General features: G+C 36.3%; 12 protein-coding genes. 11 read left to right on the forward strand and 1 reads right to left on the reverse strand.

Annotated features, from left to right (window positions below):
• Positions 1-688: 688 nt before the first annotated feature.
• The 5 genes from AC2UOP_RS05605 to AC2UOP_RS05625 all read left to right on the forward strand — a co-directional run bounded on the left by AC2UOP_RS05605 (position 689) and on the right by AC2UOP_RS05625 (position 6,152).
• Positions 689-2,242: an ABC transporter substrate-binding protein gene (locus tag AC2UOP_RS05605; RefSeq protein ID WP_484832941.1), complete on the forward strand. Its 1,554-nt coding sequence runs from the start codon at positions 689-691 to the stop codon at positions 2,240-2,242.
• Between the two features lie 83 nt (positions 2,243-2,325).
• On the forward strand, positions 2,326-3,255 hold the full coding sequence (locus tag AC2UOP_RS05610; protein WP_484832942.1) for an ABC transporter permease: 930 nt from the start codon (positions 2,326-2,328) through the stop codon (positions 3,253-3,255).
• A gap of 8 nt (positions 3,256-3,263) precedes the next feature.
• The gene (locus AC2UOP_RS05615) at positions 3,264-4,151 is read left to right on the forward strand and encodes an ABC transporter permease (RefSeq protein WP_484832943.1); all 888 of its coding nucleotides are present in this window, start codon (positions 3,264-3,266) and stop codon (positions 4,149-4,151) included.
• 9 nt (positions 4,152-4,160) lie between these two features.
• Positions 4,161-5,183 carry an ABC transporter ATP-binding protein gene (locus AC2UOP_RS05620; RefSeq protein WP_019214143.1) on the forward strand — a complete coding sequence of 341 codons (1,023 nt, stop codon included), beginning with the start codon at positions 4,161-4,163 and terminating at the stop codon, positions 5,181-5,183.
• A gap of 12 nt (positions 5,184-5,195) precedes the next feature.
• Positions 5,196-6,152 carry an ABC transporter ATP-binding protein gene (locus AC2UOP_RS05625; protein ID WP_019214142.1) on the forward strand — a complete coding sequence of 319 codons (957 nt, stop codon included), beginning with the start codon at positions 5,196-5,198 and terminating at the stop codon, positions 6,150-6,152.
• A 547-nt stretch (positions 6,153-6,699) separates the two neighbouring features.
• On the opposite strand, the gene AC2UOP_RS05630 is transcribed toward AC2UOP_RS05625, so the two are convergent.
• The gene (locus AC2UOP_RS05630) at positions 6,700-7,608 is read right to left on the reverse strand and encodes a selenium metabolism-associated LysR family transcriptional regulator (protein WP_085839649.1); all 909 of its coding nucleotides are present in this window, start codon (positions 7,606-7,608) and stop codon (positions 6,700-6,702) included.
• A 179-nt stretch (positions 7,609-7,787) separates the two neighbouring features.
• Between AC2UOP_RS05630 and AC2UOP_RS05635 the strand changes: the two genes are divergently transcribed.
• From AC2UOP_RS05635 to AC2UOP_RS05660, 6 genes are all read left to right on the forward strand, one after another.
• The gene (locus tag AC2UOP_RS05635; protein ID WP_484832944.1) at positions 7,788-9,575 is read left to right on the forward strand and encodes an ABC transporter ATP-binding protein; all 1,788 of its coding nucleotides are present in this window, start codon (positions 7,788-7,790) and stop codon (positions 9,573-9,575) included.
• Positions 9,556-11,334, forward strand: coding sequence for an ABC transporter ATP-binding protein (locus AC2UOP_RS05640; RefSeq protein ID WP_484832945.1), 1,779 nt, complete (start codon positions 9,556-9,558; stop codon positions 11,332-11,334). The genes AC2UOP_RS05635 and AC2UOP_RS05640 overlap by 20 nt, the downstream gene beginning before the upstream one ends.
• 84 nt (positions 11,335-11,418) lie before the next feature.
• A complete protein-coding gene (locus tag AC2UOP_RS05645; RefSeq protein WP_484832946.1) occupies positions 11,419-12,552 on the forward strand; it encodes a cysteine desulfurase family protein in 1,134 nt (377 codons plus the stop codon).
• Positions 12,549-13,706 (forward strand): tRNA uracil 4-sulfurtransferase ThiI, encoded by a 1,158-nt coding sequence (gene thiI, locus AC2UOP_RS05650; RefSeq protein WP_484832947.1) that lies wholly within the window; start codon positions 12,549-12,551, stop codon positions 13,704-13,706. Before AC2UOP_RS05645 ends, thiI begins: the two co-directional genes overlap by 4 nt.
• Entirely contained in the window at positions 13,703-15,316 is a 1,614-nt protein-coding gene (locus AC2UOP_RS05655; RefSeq protein ID WP_484832948.1) for an MBL fold metallo-hydrolase RNA specificity domain-containing protein, read from the forward strand. Before thiI ends, AC2UOP_RS05655 begins: the two co-directional genes overlap by 4 nt.
• A gap of 10 nt (positions 15,317-15,326) precedes the next feature.
• The gene (locus AC2UOP_RS05660; protein ID WP_484832949.1) at positions 15,327-17,108 is read left to right on the forward strand and encodes an ABC transporter ATP-binding protein; all 1,782 of its coding nucleotides are present in this window, start codon (positions 15,327-15,329) and stop codon (positions 17,106-17,108) included.
• Position 17,109 lies beyond the last annotated feature (1 nt).

Below are 17,109 nucleotides of genomic sequence, written 5' to 3' on the forward strand. Positions count from 1 at the left end.
AAACTAGTGAATAAAGATAATTTTATCTGATAAATTTGTGATAAAGATAATTTTATCTGATAAATTTGTGATAAAGATTATTTCATCTAAAAAATTTACGAAACAAATGATTTCATTTATTAAATTAGAGAAAAAAGATAATTTTTTTACTAAATTTATAAATAAAGATAATTTCATCTAATAATTTAATCGAAAAAAATTGCTATGCAGACTGAAAATTACTTCATACAATCATTACACTTGAAAATAAAAAACAAAAAATCTTAATTAATTTACGCAAGGCAATATATGATCGGAAAGAGCTTTGCGTAAAGTCATTTCAAATCCTTTTTGATGCGCCTAAATATTGGGTGCATCTTTTTTGTATTTTTTTATTAAGTATAATTAGGCTTACATTTATAATATTAATATGATTCATAAGTATTAATTATTTCTATTTCCGAAAAAAGTTTTACGTGTAAAGTAGTATTTTGATCAAAATACTTGTAATCTTAAATAAGTAGTGGTATAATATATAAAAGAGCTTTAATTAGGTAGAGCATATCGATGTTAACACGAGCTCATGAAGAATTAGTAGACCGATTCCGATTAGCAAGAACATAGCATTTATACCATACATACGGGGCTCTTAGACTATAGCTAGGACCACTTAGGTCTTAAGCACACGCAGAAATGCAAGGAGGTTTTTATGAAGAAGTTTATTTCACTTATCTTGGCACTAGCGCTTGTTATGACAGTACTTACTGGCTGCGGTGGTGGCAACAAATCAACTGGAGAAAAGAAAGGCGACAAGGACACACTTGTAATCGCTAACGACTCAGATGCTATATCTCTAGATCCAATGGGAACTAATGATAACGCATCATCAAAAGTATTAGTTCAAATTTATGAAGGTCTATTCGAACTAAATGATAAGGCAGAAGAAGTTCCTTTACTAGCTGAAAGCTATGATAAGGTTTCTGAAACTGAATATGTTTTCCATTTAAGAAAAGGAGTTAAATTCCACAACGGAGACGAAATGAAGGCTTCAGACGTTGTATTCTCATTGAAGCGTGCGTGCGAAGCACCTAACGTTAAACACTTGTTTAACACTATCGATGAAGACTCTATCAAGGCTGACGATGATTACACTGTAAGATTCAATCTTAAGTTCCCTTATCCTGGTATCATTGCATCTTTAATGCATCCAGGTGGAGCAATCCTTTGCCAAAAAGAAGTTGAAGCAGCTGGAGACAGCTACGGTACTTCTACTGATAAGGTTTGCGGTACAGGTCCATTCAAACTTGACGAGTGGTCTAAAGCTAACGCTATTAAGTTAAGCAGAAACGAAGACTATTACGGAGAAAAAGCTAAGATGGCTAAGGTTGAATACAAGATCATCCCTGAACCAACTAACAGACTAGTTGAACTTCAAACTGGTGGAGCAGATATCATTTATGAACTACAACCACTTGATGTTGAAAAAGTTGAAAAAGATGAAAATCTTGTTATGTTAAAATCAGCTGACTATGGTACAACTTACCTAGGATTCAACACTCAAAAGGCACCTTTCGACAATCCAAAGGTTCGTCAAGCTGTAGCATACGCTATCGATATGGACGACTTAATTCCAAAGGTTTGGTTAGGTCTAGGAAAAACTGCATCTAACTCAATGCCACCATCATTAAAATATTCTATCGGTGGAGAAACTAAGGCTAGAGCAAGAGATGTTGAAAAGGCTAAGGCACTTCTTGCTGAAGCAGGATATCCTAACGGCTTTGATACAACTATCTCTACTAACGAAAGAAAACAACGTGTTGACATGGCAACTATCATCAAAGAACAACTTAAAGAAGTTGGTATCAACGTAACTATCAACGTTATGGAATGGTCTGCATTCAACGATGTATTAAAGAATGCTAAACAAGATATGTTTGAAATCGCTTGGAATTCTGATACACCAGACCCAGACGCATTCTTATTCCCTTGCTTCCACTCAAGTGCAAAGGGCGAAGGCGGTAACTACTGCTGGTTAGAAGACCCAGAAATGGATAAACTACTTGATGACGCTAGACAAGAACTTGACGAAACAAAGAGAGGCGAAATCTACAGAAAAGCTCAAGAGTACATTCTTGACAATCAAATTTGGATCCCTGAATACTGGTCAGAATTAACTGTAGCAACATCTAAGAATGTTGAAGGTTTTGAAATGAACTGCTTTGGTTACTACAAATTAAACAAAGTAGAAGTTAAGACAAAGTAGTAAAATATTAGAATATTACAAATAGTGAAGGGGGAGGAGGATATCTTCCCCCCCTAACATAGTTCAATTATATCGGAGGCATTATGATAAAATACGTTATTAAGAGAATCCTCTATTTAATACCTGTTATCTTGCTTGTAAGTCTCTTCGTTTTCTGGTTATTATACATAACACCTGGAGATCCTGCTCGTAACATCTTAGGCCCATCAGCCACAGAAGAGCAAGTAACAGAACTTAGAGAAGAACTTGGCTTAAACGATCCATTCTTCACACAATTCGGTAGATACATATCTAACCTAGTATTTAAAGGAGATTTAGGTCGTAGTTACAGAACAAGAATGCCTGTTGTGCAAGAAATTGGCAACAGAGCAGGCGCAACAATCAGACTTGCGTTTTTAGCTATAACTTTCGCAGTTTTACTAGGTATACCTATAGGTATCATATCAGCAGTAAAACAATATAGTATATTTGATAACTTGACAATGATATTTGCCCTAATTGGTATCTCGATGCCAGTATTCTGGTTAGGTTTACTACTAATCATGCTATTTAGTGTGCAACTAGGCTGGCTACCTGCATCAGGCTTTGATATGCCTAATCAATGGGTTCTACCAGCGATAGCTTTAGGAGCTCAATCTGTTTCTGTTATCACAAGACAAACAAGAAGCTCTATGCTTGAAGTAATTAGACAAGACTACATCAGAACTGCTAAGGCAAAAGGTCAAGATCAAAAAGTTATCATCAGAAAGCATGCTCTTGCAAATGCCCTTATCCCTATCACAACAGTTATCGGTACACAATTCGGACAACTTATGGGTGGAGCGCTAATGACTGAAGTTATATTTAGTATTCCTGGCATAGGCAGACTTATGGTAGATTCAATCAAGATGAGAGACATACCTCTTGTTATGGGATGCGTATTGTTCGTTGCAGTTACATTTGCCCTTGTAAATCTAATTGTCGACATACTATATACATTCATAGATCCAAGAGTTAAGAGTCAATATATGTAGGTGATGATATGGCAGAAAAAAATATGAATAAAGAACAATCAGTTAAAAAATCAAAAAGACAAACAGGTCTTAGTGAAGTTTTAAAGAGAATGAAGAGAAACAAACTTGCTATGGTAGGTCTACTTATACTTATCATACTTGTTTTGGTTGCGATATTCGCAGACGTAGTTGCTCCATATACATTCAATGATATGGTTGGTCCAACATACCAAACACCTAACTCACAATTCATTTTCGGTACAGACCACTTGGGCCGTGATATATTCTCTCGTGTTGTTTACGGATCTAGAATCAGTTTAAAGGTTGGATTCATATCAGTATCCATCGCCTTAGTACTAGGTGTAACACTAGGAGCTGTTACTGGTTACTACGGCGGTAAAGTCGACACACTAGTTATGAGATTTATAGATGTGCTTCAAGCTATACCAGATATACTTTTAGCTATCGCCATCATGAGTGCGCTAGGCACAGGCCTTGCAAACCTTATGATTGCCGTTGGTATAGCTTCGGTTCCAGCATACGCCAGAATCGTTAGAAGCTCGGTTTTAACAATAAAAGATAATGAATTTGTTGAAGCAGCTAAGGCCAATGGTTCAAGTGACCTTAGAATCATCTTCAAACACATAATTCCAAACTGTATGGCACCTATCATAGTTCAAGCAACTCTTGGTGTTGCCTATGCAATTATTAACGCGGCAGGTCTATCCTTCATAGGATTAGGACTTGAACCACCTACACCAGAGTGGGGCGCTATGCTTTCGGATGGTCGTTCATATATCATGGACTTCCCACACATTACATTGTTCCCAGGTTTAGCCATCGTTATTACCATCTTTGCTCTTAATGTTATGGGCGATGGTCTTAGAGATGCACTTGACCCTAAGCTTAAGAGGTAGGAGGTTACTATGGAAAAAGGAAATTTACTTAATATAAGAGACCTATCTGTTGAGTTCAATACAGATTCAGGTGTTGTTAAAGCCGTTAATGGCATGAACTTGTCTCTAAATAAGAAAGAGACACTTGGCCTTGTTGGAGAAACAGGTGCCGGCAAGACTACTACTGCTCTTGCAATACTTAACTTAGTTCCTGATCCACCTGGAATTATTACTTCAGGAGAGATTGAGTTCGAAGGTAATGACATATTACAAACTAAAGAAAAAGACATGAGAAAGATTAGAGGGGAAAAGATCTCCATGATCTTCCAAGACCCAATGACAAGTCTTAACCCTGTTATGACTATAGGTAAGCAAATCGAAGAAGTTCTTGCTCTTCACACTAAACTTGACAAGAACGGAAGAAGAGAAAAGACCCTTGAAATGCTTGATCTAGTTGGTATCAGACGTGAAAGAGTTAATGACTATCCTCATCAACTTTCTGGTGGTATGAAACAAAGAATAGTTATCGCCATGGCTCTTGCTTGTAACCCAGAGATAATCATTGCGGACGAGCCAACAACTGCTCTAGACGTTACTATACAAGCTCAAGTTATGGAGCTAATGAAGGAACTTAAGAGCAAGTTTGATACATCCATCATCATGATTACTCACGACTTAGGTGTTATCGCTGAAATAGCCGATAAAGTAGCGGTTGTTTATGCTGGAGAAGTTGTTGAAAGCGGTACTACTAAGGATATATATACAGACAAGAAGCATCCATATACAGTTGGACTTTTCTCGTCAATACCAAAATTAACTGGAGATGTTGAAAGACTTCAAGTTATTCCTGGTATGACACCAGACCCAACAGATTTACCATGTGGCTGTAAGTTCCACCCAAGATGCACTAAGTGCATGGAAATGTGCAAAACTGAAAATCCACCAGTATACGAAGTAAGCCCAGGTCACTATGTTAAATGCTTCTTATATAAAGACGCAGCCATGGGTGTAGAAGGCGAAGCTCATACAGAGAATGAGTCAGAAGAAAAGTAGAGGAGGAAAGTTATGAGCGATAATTTCATTGAAGTAAAACATTTATGTAAGTACTTTCCGACTAAGAAGGGCGTTCTACATGCAGTTGAAGACCTTAACTTTGAAATAAAGAAAGGCGAAACACTTGGCCTTGTAGGCGAGTCAGGCTGTGGTAAGTCAACTGCTGGTCGTGCAATAATTAGATTACATGAGCCAACTAGTGGAGAAATATGGTTTAATGGTGAAAACATCATGAATCGTCACACTAAAAAGGAAATGCATCAATTAAGACGCGAAATGCAAATTGTTTTCCAAGACCCATATTCATCACTTAACCCAAGATTAAACACATTTGATTTAATTGCAGACGCACTTTATGTAAACAAAATTTACGATAGTAAGAAAGAAATAGAAAAAGTAGTTCTTGAAATGATGGAAACAGTAGGTCTTGAAAAAAGACTTATGAACTCCTACCCACATGAACTAGACGGAGGAAGAAGACAAAGAATTGGTATAGCTAGAGCCCTAGTAATGAGACCTGAGTTCATAGTACTTGATGAGCCAGTATCAGCACTTGACGTATCAATACAAGCTCAAGTACTAAACCTTCTTCAAGACATACAAAAGGAAAAAGGACTAACATACTTATTTATATCACATGACCTTTCAGTTGTTCGTCACCTTTCAGACAGAGTTGCAGTAATGTATCTTGGTCGTATGGTTGAACTAGCAGACTACAAGCAAATATTTGAAAACACATTGCATCCATACACAAAAGCACTTCTTTCAGCAATTCCAGTACCTGAATATGACTACAAACAAGAAAGAATTATACTTAAAGGCGACGTTCCAAGCCCAATCGATCCACCAGATAGATGCGTTTTCTATGGTAGATGCCCTATGAGAGACGAAGGCATTTGCAATGGTACACATCCTACGCTAAAGGAAGTGGAGCCGGGACACTATGTTGCCTGTCATTTAGTAAAATAAAAAATTTTGAATTAAAATGCCGGCCTAGGCTCGTTCGCTTTTCGGCAATACTCACGTACCATTAGTACGTTCCGTTTGTCTCAAAGCTCCACTTCGCCTAATCCATGCATTTTCTCTTCAAAATTAGTAAAAAACAATTTGGTTCTGAAGGTTGATTTACTTCGCATAATCATCTTGTTTTATCTAAAAAAATACGCATAAAGAGAATTAAGATTATGCCTTGACTAAATATCGCCTAATCCATGCTGGCGCAAAGGTTCTCGGACGTACACGGACGAGGTTCTTCTTTTCTCTTCAAAATTTACAAATAAAGATAAATTGATTTTGCATAATCACATTATTTTATCTAAAAAATTAAAATTTAAGATCTAATTTAAATAAATTAGTGACTACAAAAGCAGATGCATAATACGTGCATCTGCTTTTACTTGTCTATAAAAAAATGGAGTTACATAAGCGTAACTCCAAAATAAATTGTTAAATATATTTAAAATTTTTAATTTTATCTAAATCAAATTCTATGGATTTTATAGATTTAAAAAATAATTTATTTATGTTTCTTTACATAATCCAAAACAAAATCCTTAAATCTCTTGCCAAGTGGGCTAAGTGGCTTTTCTCTGTGATACAAGAAATAAAAGTCTCTTGAGAAGTCTACCCCCTTTATATTTAAGTACTTAAATCTATTTTCTTTAATATCTCTTTCAATTGCAATCTTGTTCATAAAACTTAGACCAACACCCTTACTTACCAAAGACTTGATCGATTCATTGTCATCACAAGTGCCAACTATCCTAAGTTTTCTAGCATCTTTAGAACTTTGGTAAATAGCGTTGATTATTGTTTCAAGCGAGGCAGAACCATATTCTCTTAAAATAAAATCTTCATCAAGAATATCTTCAAATTTAACTGAATCGCCATTCTTAAGATTTTCAAATTTTTCATTTGGAACTATAAGTACGCTGGTATCTTTAACAAGCTTAACAAAGTCAAGTTTTGGGTTGCCAGTCATCTTTCCGACGATTGCAAAGTCATTTTCATAAGATATGATTCTCTTAATCGCTTCCTTTGAGTCACTTCCTTGAAGCGAAAAACTAATCTTTGGATGTTCATTTAAAAATGATTTTATAAGATCGGGAAGTATGTACTCTCTTGGGATGGAACTTGACAAAATGCTTATCTTGCCCTGAAGACCTTGGTCGTAAGCGTCAATCTCATACTTAGCGTTATTAATCTGGTCAATAATCTTCTCCGCATGCTCGTACAAAATTCGTCCAGTTGGCGTAACTCTAAAGAGTCTGCCGCTTCTGTCAATAAGCTCGCTACCGACTTCTTTTTCAAGAGCAGTTATGTGATTGGAGACTGTTGGTTGCGTGATAAACAGCTTTTCTGCAGCTTTGGAGAAACTTTCAAGTCTAACGACTTCAACAAAAGTTTCTATTTGTCTTATGTCCATATTCTTCCCTCCTTATATATAAAGATATTTTATCACAAGTATAGATTTTTTTCAAGCTAAATATATAAATATTACGATTTTTCAAATGATATTTATGCAAAACTTGACGTAAGAACAATTATGTTTTAAAATATCTTTGAAGAATAAAATTTATTGGATAAATATATAAGAGGACGTAAATGAAGCATAGTTTTTCTAGCAATATCAAATTTTTAATTAAAAATTGGTTTAAGAAAGATAGTTTTGGGACTATCCTTGTATTTTTGTCGGCTATTCTTACAATAATAATACCGCTTTTTGATGCATATATACTTAAAACGATAACAGCAGCGATTATCGAAGGTCTTGACGCTGAACAATTTATCTTAAGTTTAATCAGTCTATTTATTTTTTACATTTTATTAAAAATTTTAAACACCTGGATGGATACTAGAAATGATTTTTTTCAAACTAAGGTTAGTATGCTCTATGGTGTAGACCTTATCTCTGCTCTTATGGATAAGGATCTACTTGATTTTAAAACAGCAGAGCAAAAATCTTTATTCGAAAGATCGAAGTCCTTTGCTTTTGAAGGAGAACAAGCTGATGGCGCTTGGTCTGCGATTAGACTTTCTAAGCTTATCACATCTTTTTTAGGTTTTTTTGCTTATGCAATTATTTTTTCTTTTCTTAGCTATAAATTAGTTTTAATTATCTTAATTTCAGCACTTATTACAGCCTATTTCCAAGATAGGCTTATGCTTTATGGAGACGCAATCACTGATGAGATGGCTAAGGAAGAGTCAAGGCACTACTATATGTATAAAGTTTCTTTAGACGATGGTGCACAAAAAGAGATTCGCTTAAACAATGCTCTTACATGGTTAGTCTATCACCTAGATAAGATATCAAAAGCATATTACACGCTTCTTCGCGGATGGACTAAAAAAGCTAATCGAGTCTCTTTAGTCGAAGGCATCTTTGGCTTCATCAGAGACTTATTTACCTACGTTTTACTTACAAAGAGCGTTCTTAATGGAGAGATAAGTGCAGCGAATTTTATCTTTTATCTAAGCTTAGTAGTTGGTTTTTCAGAGTGGCTAAATAATTTCTCGGGTCATATAAGGTCGCTTAGGAGAATTTCTCTTGTTTGCGATAAGTACAGGACTTTTGTTCAAGACAAGGCAGATCTTAATACTGAAAAAATTATTTTAAAGTCAATAGATGAGATAAAACTAGAAGATGTTTCTTTTGCGTATGATGAAGATAACGAAATTTTAAAGAATATTAATCTTACTATCAAAAAAGGTGAGTCAATCGCCATAGTTGGGGAGAATGGCGCTGGCAAAACAACTCTTATTAAGCTTATTACAAAGCTTTTTGATGCTAGCAGCGGTAGGATTTTAATCAATGGCATCGATATTGATCTTTACGATAAAAAGTCCATTTACAAGAGAATAAGCGCTCTCTTCCAAGATTACTTTTTGATGCCGACTACGCTTATTAATAATTTGGACGATAAGCAGCAAGATAGGGTTCAGGCAGAAAAGTTTATTGATGAGATGGGTTTAAGTAATAGAGTTACTTCACTAGAGAACGGCTTGGATACTGAGCTAATAAATATCGAAGATAATAAGTTAGAAGGTTTTTCTGGCGGCGAAACACAAAAGCTTTTATTCATCAAATCTCTTATGAAAGATAGCGACTTATTGATACTTGATGAGCCAACATCAGCCTTAGATCCGATTGCTGAAGAAAAACTTTATCTAAAGTACAAAGACTTTACTAAGGACAAGATGGCAATATTTATCTCACACAGAATTACTTCAACGAGGTTCTGCGACAGAATTATTTACTTAGATGATAAAAGTATTGCAGAACTTGGAACTTATGATGAGCTTATGAACTTAGGTGGAAAATACAAGGCTATGTTTGATATGCAAGCTAAGTATTATAAGGAGATTGAAAATGAAGAAGCAAGTTTATAAAGACATCTACAAAATTAAAAAAAGTATATTGCCAATAGTTTTTATAAATGCTTTATTGTGTGCGGCTGAGCCTTTTATCTTTGTCTACATATCTGGCTACTTACTAAAATTTATAATCGAAGCTAGAGAAATTAGCTTTATAATAAAATTTTCTGTGGCAGCAGCGGCAATATCCTTTGCACTTCACTATATTAAAAATATCACTGAAAACTATAAGTTAGAGTACGGCGACTATTTAAATACTAATGAAAAAAATATTCTTATTAAAAAATTGTTTTCGCTAGATTTTAAGGATCTTGAAGCTAAAGATACAAAGGACAAAATTTTAAGACACAAAGAAGAAAGTGATGGAATGAGCACCATTTACATGGAAGCGATGTATCAATTTTATAATTTTACTGTTAATATAATTAGCATTATTATAGCAATAGTATCATTAATTAGCTTTTATCCAGCACTATCAAAATCTGTGGATATTAAAGTTTTTGGCTCAAAATATTTTCCTTTGCTAATAATATTTTTAATGCTAGTAATTACTTATGCATTAATCAATTTTAGGAAGAGGGCAGAAGAAAAGAACGAAATCGATAGAGAGACCTATGCGAAAAAATATAAGATTTACGATTATTACATGAGGTTACTCTCTGATTATGAGTCGTTAAAGCAGATTAAAATTTATGATGAGAAGACTTTTATACTTGACGATATAAACGAGAATTTTGTAAAGAGTGGTCTTGGATTAAGAAAGAAAATTGCAAGAAGAACAGGTTTTAGCGAAGGCATAGATGATTTTTTGCTATCGACGCTTGGAATCTTGTTCTTAATTATGCTTGCCATTAAGGCAAAAGGTGGTCTCTTTGGCGTAGACAAGATTATAATATACTATGGTGCTTTTAAAGCATTATGCGAAGCAGCAAAGGAGCTTATCAAAACTATTGGCGAAGAAAAAGCACTTGAGCCTAAAATAGCGATTTTGTATGATATACTTAATTTGAAATCTGATAAAAATTTTGAAGTAAAGAAAAAAGATTTTACAGAGACTTTGATTAGTGTAAAGGATTTAAGCTTTTCCTATCCAGATTCAAAAATTACTCAGCTAAAAAATCTTAATCTTGAAATAAGGCGAGGCGAAAAAATTGCAATAGTTGGAGAAAATGGTTCAGGTAAAACGACTTTTGTAAATTTGCTAACAGGTTTATACAAAGCAAATGAAGGCAGCCTTCTTATTGATGGCGATGTATCTTCACTTGATTTTACTGCGAAAAATATTGGAGTAGTGAGTCAAGACTTTTATCTATTTTCATTTAAGCTTGGAGAAAATATTGCCACAAGTGAAAATTATAATGCTGATGAGTGCGAAAGAGTTTTAAAGCTTGCTAATTTTGAAAAAGCTTATGACTTAGAACAATATATATACACAGATATTGACGAAGATGGTGTGGATATCTCTGGCGGTGAAAGCCAAAAAATTGCACTAGCAAGAGCTCTTTACAATGATAAGGATATCTTGATATTTGACGAGCCGACATCAAAGCTTGATCCAAAGTCTGAGATGAAAATTTTCGAGAGCTTCAATGAGGCAGCTAAGGGCAAGACGGTCATATTCATTTCTCACAGGATGAGTGCTTGTAAATTTGCAGACAGAGTTATTTTATTCCACGACGGCAAGATTATAGATAGCGCACCACATGAAGAATTATTAAAACGAAATGAAAAGTACAAGGAAATGTGGAGTGCACAAGCAAAATATTTTAATTAATTTATATAAGTGATTAAGCAAGTCTTAGTCACTTTTTTATTGCTATTTACTCAGCTTTATAATATAATAGAATTGGTGAGGATTATGATTTATTTAGATAATTGTGCAACAACAAAAGTATATAAAGAGGCGATGGAGGCGGCGATAAATGCCTTTGAAGTGACTTATGCGAATCCATCGAGCATACATAAGGCAGGCTTTTTACTAAGAAATGATTTTGAAGAGGCAAGGGAATGTATCAAAAAATTTCTTAATATCAAGTCTGGCGAGATAATTTTTACGTCTTGCGCGAGTGAGGCGAACAACATTATTGTAAATTCGATTAAGGATATAAAGAAGAAGAAAATTTTGACAACGGCGGTCGAGCATCAAGCGATGAACAAGCCTATTGACAATCTAGTTGCGGGTGGCTTTGAAGTTATTAAAATTCATCCGCATGACGGACAAATTACTTTAGATGACGTTTTAACTAAGCTTGATGATAGTTTTGGATTTGTTTCACTAATGCATGTTAATAACGAAGTGGGCAGCATCACCCGCGTAGAAGGCATTGCTCGTGAAGTAAAAAAGCTTTATCCAGATATAATTTTCGCGACTGATGCGGTTCAAGCCTTTGGCAAGCTTCGTATAGATTTAATCGAAGGAAACATTGATTTTCTGTCGATGTCAGGTCACAAGGTTCACGCGCCTAAGGGCATTGGCTGTCTATACGCACGCGATACCCATTTAGTTAAGCCGCTTATCTATGGCGGCGAGCAAGAATTTTCTCTAAGAGCAGGAACTGAGAATGTTCCGGGCGTTTTAGCTCTTGCTGAAGCGGTTAAAATTTTGGATAAAAATCTTGAAGATAATTATAAATATGTAAATAATTTAAAAAATAAAATGATAGTGAGCCTAAAAGAGCTTGACGGCGTTAACGTTCACTCAGAGGGTGAGGGCTATTCGCCATATGTCTTGTCAATTGCTTTTGACAATATCAAGGCAGAGGTACTAGTTCATATCTTGGAGCAAGATGAGGTCTACATTTCAACGTCTTCTGCTTGCTCATCGAAGCAAAAAAAGCACATGCGCGTACTTGAGGGCTATGGCTACAGCGAAAAAGAAGCTGAAGAGACGGTTAGAATTTCATTTTCTGAGATGAATACTGAAGAAGAGGTTTTAAAAGCGGCGGAACTTATTAAAAAAGCGGTTAAATTTATTAGGAGTGTTAAAAAATGATGATGGATAAAGTGTATTTAATCATAAGTGAGGGCGAGATGCACCTAAAGGGCGGCAACAGAAGGTACTTCGAGCAAAAACTTATCTCAAACATCGACAAAAACTTAAAAGATATCGGTTACGATAGCCTTTATAATGATATTGGCAAAATTATTATAGAAGTGGACGATGCAAAATCTGAAAAAGCGATTGAAGCACTAAAAAAAGTTTTTGGCATAGTTTGGATCAGAAAAGCTTATAGATGCGAAAAAGATATTGAAGTGATTAGGCGCCTTGCTATAGACCTAGTTAAAGAAAAAAATTTAAAAGGCACTTTCAAAGCGTCATCTACAAGAGCGGACAAGAAATTCCCGCTTAACTCGATGGAGCTAGCAAGGGATATAGGCGCCGCCATACTTACAAATATGGACGGACTAAAAGTTGACGTGCATACGCCCGAACATGAAGTTTACGTCGACATAAGGAAATTTGCTTACGTTTCAGTAGAGAAGCATAAGGCGCTAGGCGGCATGCCAAAGGCTACTAACGGCAAGGCGCTTTGCCTACTATCAGGCGGCATAGACAGTCCAGTAGCTCTATATATGATGGCTAAGCGCGGCGTTAAGGTCGACGCGATACATTTTCACTCATATCCATTCACCTCGCTTCAAGCACTTGAGAAGGTTAAAGGCCTTAGAGACATAGTCGCTGCCTACACTGGCGACATAAAATTATATTCATATAATATGCTTGACGCTTACACAGCCATCAATCAAAATATGAATGTTTCGTACACAACAGTCGTTTCAAGAAGGATAATGATGCGCGTTGCGAAGAAGCTCGCTCACGACAAGGGCTACGACGCCATCATTACAGGGGAAAATATTGGTCAAGTCGCATCTCAGACAATGTATGGTATTAAAGCGATAGAGGACGCGACAGACATGGTTATCTTTAGACCGCTCATAGCCTTTGATAAGCTTGACATCATTGACATAGCGAAAAAAATTGGTACCTATGAAAAATCGATAGAGCCTTTCGATGACTGCTGCTCAGTATTTTCGCCAGACCATCCACAAACGAGACCACTTATAGCTGACGTTAAAAGAGAAGAAGAAAAAGTAGATATAGACGCAATAGTAGAAGATATTTATAAAAAAGGAGAATTACTATGAAACTAAGTTTTTTAGGCGCAGCACAAGAAGTAACTGGCTCCAACTATTTGCTTGAAGCCTGTGGCAAGAAGATAGTCATAGACTGTGGCATGTTTCAAGGCAGTAAGGACCTTGAAGAGCTGAACAAAAGGCCATTTGACTACAATGTAGGGGACATTGACAAAGTCTTGATCACTCACGCACACATAGACCACATAGGAAGGCTTCCTAAGATGGTTAAGGACGGCTACGACGGCGAAGTTATCATGACTAAGGCGACTATGGACCTAGCTCCAGTCATGCTCTACGACTCAGCCAAGATTGGTATGCAAGACGCAGAGACTGAGACTAAGAAGAACCTTCGTCAAGGCCTTGACCCAGTTGAACCTCTTTACACAGATGTAGACGTTGATGAGACTCTTAAACTACTTAGGGGCTACGCTTATGGTGAAGAGATAGAACTCTTTGATGGCATCAAAATTATTTTCAGAGATGCAGGTCATATACTTGGCTCAGCCATTATAGAAATTTATATAAATGAAGATGGCAAAGAGACGAAACTTGTTTTTTCTGGTGACCTTGGTATGCCAGACAGGCCTCTACTAAAGGATCCGACATTTATCAAGGACGCGGACTACGTCATAATGGAGTCAACTTATGGTAATCGCAATCACGAAGAACTTACGGATAGCACTCAAAAGCTGATTGAGATCATAGATAAAACTGTTGCTAGAGGGGGAACTGTTCTAATACCAAGCTTTGCAGTTGGTAGGAGTCAAGAGCTTATATACTTATTAAACAAAGAGTTCGAGAAGAGAAAAAATAATAATATAAGAGTTTTTCTTGATTCGCCAATGGCGGTCGATGCGACAGAAGTTTTTATGCGTAACTACGATGTTTTGGACGAGGATACACAAAAGCTGCTTAAGTCGGGCGACGATCCACTTATGTTTAAGCACTTAAAGTACATCCGCGAGACAGAGGACTCGAAGGCGCTTAATGTGGACGAAGGACCAAAGGTTATCATCGCATCATCAGGCATGATGACAGCAGGCAGAATAAGGCATCACTTAAAGAACTGTCTGTGGGATAAGAGAAACTCGCTTGTTATAGTTGGTTACCAAGCAGAAGGCTCTTTAGGTCGCATCATTCTCAGTGGCGTGAGAAGAGTTAAGCTCTTTGGTCAAATGGTGGACGTAGGTCTAGAAGTTTATGACTTACAAGGCTTTTCTGCACATGCCGATCAAAATATGCTACTAAAGTGGCTAGATGCCTTTGATAATAAGCCTAAGAAAGTATTCTTGGTTCATGGCGAGAGCGATGCACAAGAAATTTTAAAGCAAAAGATAATTAGAGACGAAGGCCTTGAGGTATACGCACCAAAGCTTGGCGAAACAATTGACCTAGCTACTGGTGAAAGCGCAAGGATCGACGTTCATAAGAACAAGCTCGCTGATGAAGAAGATCTTAAGAAGAGCTTTGACAATCTATTAGCCGCTTTCTCAAACATAGTTAAAAGCTCAAATAAATTATATACGAAGGAAAATTTAAAGAAGAGTAAAAAGCTTAAGGACGCACTTGACGAGGCAGAGCTTGTCTTAGTTAACGTCAATAAGGAGCTTAACTCGTAGGAGGAGAAAAATGAAGTACACAAAAACACTGAAGCGCCTGCTTGGGGACGCGATCAGAACAGACAGGAAGATGATTTTATACATCTTATTCGCCTGCATCTTAGGGGCCTTTGCTCCACTAGTATTATCTTTAATGCCTAAGCTAATAGTTGGAGTAGTAGAAAATCCTGGCATAGACGCGATTAGAAGGATTTTACTAATCTCGCTTGGCTTTTTTATCTTGGAGTTCTTAGTTGAAGGCGTGAGCCTTTACTGCTCAAATCAAGTACTAACAGTTGCCAATAAAACAAGGTTCGAGCTAATGAATGAGCAAAATAAAAAGATGGCGGCTGCCGACTTTAAGTACATAAGTGATAGATCCATCTTTAAGATGTATGGCATGGCCTTTGAAGCAACAAGCGGTGACTGGGGCGGCGTTGTGGGTACACTTAGAGAGTTTGCAAGAACCGCACCTATAATTCTCTCGCTTATACTTATTGGCGGAGTGATTACGGCTTTATCACCATTAACAGGTTTATTATTACTTTTATATGCAATTACTTATGCCTACGCACAAAGACAAGCAAACAAAGAAGTAAGAGATAATGATGCTGAGATTAATAAAATAACTGATGAGATTAGATATTACAATAAAACTGCTGGCGACTTTAAATCTGGTAAAGAAATAAGGCTTTTTAACTTAAAAGATATGATACTTAATGCTTACAAAAACGTTATCAATAAGAGAAAGGGTTTTAGCCTAAGTGGCGTGCGTAAAACATTTAGAAAGAGCCTTTTATCAGTTTTAATTTTAATTCTTGCGCAGGGCATTTTTGCTTATACACTTATACTTAACTTTAAAAACGGCTCAGTTGATACTGGTAGCTTTTTGATGTATCTAACACTTATGCTACAATTTGTATTATTGGCCGACAGAGCCATAGAAGACTACGAGTTTTTTGTTGTTAATCAAACTATTTACGTAGAAAATCTATATGACTTACTTGAAACAGATAAGTTAAACTCAGACCACGGAACTAGAGATAGACTTAGTGGCGCTGTTGATATTGAGTTTAGAAATGTTACTTTTGCTTATCCAAATACAGACAAGAAAGTGCTTGATAATCTAAGCTTTAAGATAGCTAAGAACGAGACTATAGCCCTAGTTGGTAACAATGGTGAGGGTAAGTCAACCATAATCAATTTATTAGTAAGATTATATAGACCGGACGAAGGCGAGATACTTCTTAATGGCGTAAACATCAACGAGTTTAAAGAAGAAGAGCTATATAAGATGTTTGCCTGCATATTCCAACAAGTAAATATCTATCCATATACACTTGGTAATAATATATCGATGCATGAAACTTATGATTTAGAAAGAGCCAGGAGAGCAATTGAGGACGTTGGTCTTAAAGAGCGTATCGAAGAAGAGAAAAACGCTTACGAAAGAAACATGTCTCATGAAGTTGCTAAGGACGCTCTTGAATTATCGGGCGGACAAGAGCAAAAACTTGCCATCTCGAGAGCTGTGTACAAGGACTCACCTATACTTATACTTGATGAGCCAACAGCAAACCTCGATGCACTTGCTGAGCACGAAATTTATTCAAAGCTAAATGACTTAAGAGAGGACAGAACCTCGATATACATCTCACATAGACTTTCATCGACAAAGTTCTGCGATAGAATCATCTTATTAAAGGGCGGAAAGATCTTTGAAGAGGGTACTCACGATGATCTTATGAAGAAGAAGGGTGAATATTACGAAATGTTCACTATACAAGGTAAGTACTATACTAAGGAGGCCTAAA

This window comes from Fenollaria sp. (genome assembly GCF_057222035.1).

What these genes read in the sequence shown, in the direction of transcription:
- AC2UOP_RS05610 (WP_484832942.1), top strand. Translation starts at nt 2,326, where the DNA reads ATGATAAAATACGTTATTAAGAGAATCCTCTATTTAATACCTGTTATC.
- AC2UOP_RS05635 (WP_484832944.1), top strand. Translation starts at nt 7,788, where the DNA reads ATGAAGCATAGTTTTTCTAGCAATATCAAATTTTTAATTAAAAATTGG.
- AC2UOP_RS05620 (WP_019214143.1), top strand. Translation starts at nt 4,161, where the DNA reads ATGGAAAAAGGAAATTTACTTAATATAAGAGACCTATCTGTTGAGTTC.
- AC2UOP_RS05615 (WP_484832943.1), top strand. Translation starts at nt 3,264, where the DNA reads ATGGCAGAAAAAAATATGAATAAAGAACAATCAGTTAAAAAATCAAAA.
- AC2UOP_RS05630 (WP_085839649.1), bottom strand. Translation starts at nt 7,608, where the DNA reads ATGGACATAAGACAAATAGAAACTTTTGTTGAAGTCGTTAGACTTGAA.
- AC2UOP_RS05625 (WP_019214142.1), top strand. Translation starts at nt 5,196, where the DNA reads ATGAGCGATAATTTCATTGAAGTAAAACATTTATGTAAGTACTTTCCG.
- AC2UOP_RS05645 (WP_484832946.1), top strand. Translation starts at nt 11,419, where the DNA reads ATGATTTATTTAGATAATTGTGCAACAACAAAAGTATATAAAGAGGCG.
- AC2UOP_RS05605 (WP_484832941.1), top strand. Translation starts at nt 689, where the DNA reads ATGAAGAAGTTTATTTCACTTATCTTGGCACTAGCGCTTGTTATGACA.
- AC2UOP_RS05660 (WP_484832949.1), top strand. Translation starts at nt 15,327, where the DNA reads ATGAAGTACACAAAAACACTGAAGCGCCTGCTTGGGGACGCGATCAGA.
- AC2UOP_RS05640 (WP_484832945.1), top strand. Translation starts at nt 9,556, where the DNA reads ATGAAGAAGCAAGTTTATAAAGACATCTACAAAATTAAAAAAAGTATA.
- AC2UOP_RS05655 (WP_484832948.1), top strand. Translation starts at nt 13,703, where the DNA reads ATGAAACTAAGTTTTTTAGGCGCAGCACAAGAAGTAACTGGCTCCAAC.
- thiI (WP_484832947.1), top strand. Translation starts at nt 12,549, where the DNA reads ATGATGATGGATAAAGTGTATTTAATCATAAGTGAGGGCGAGATGCAC.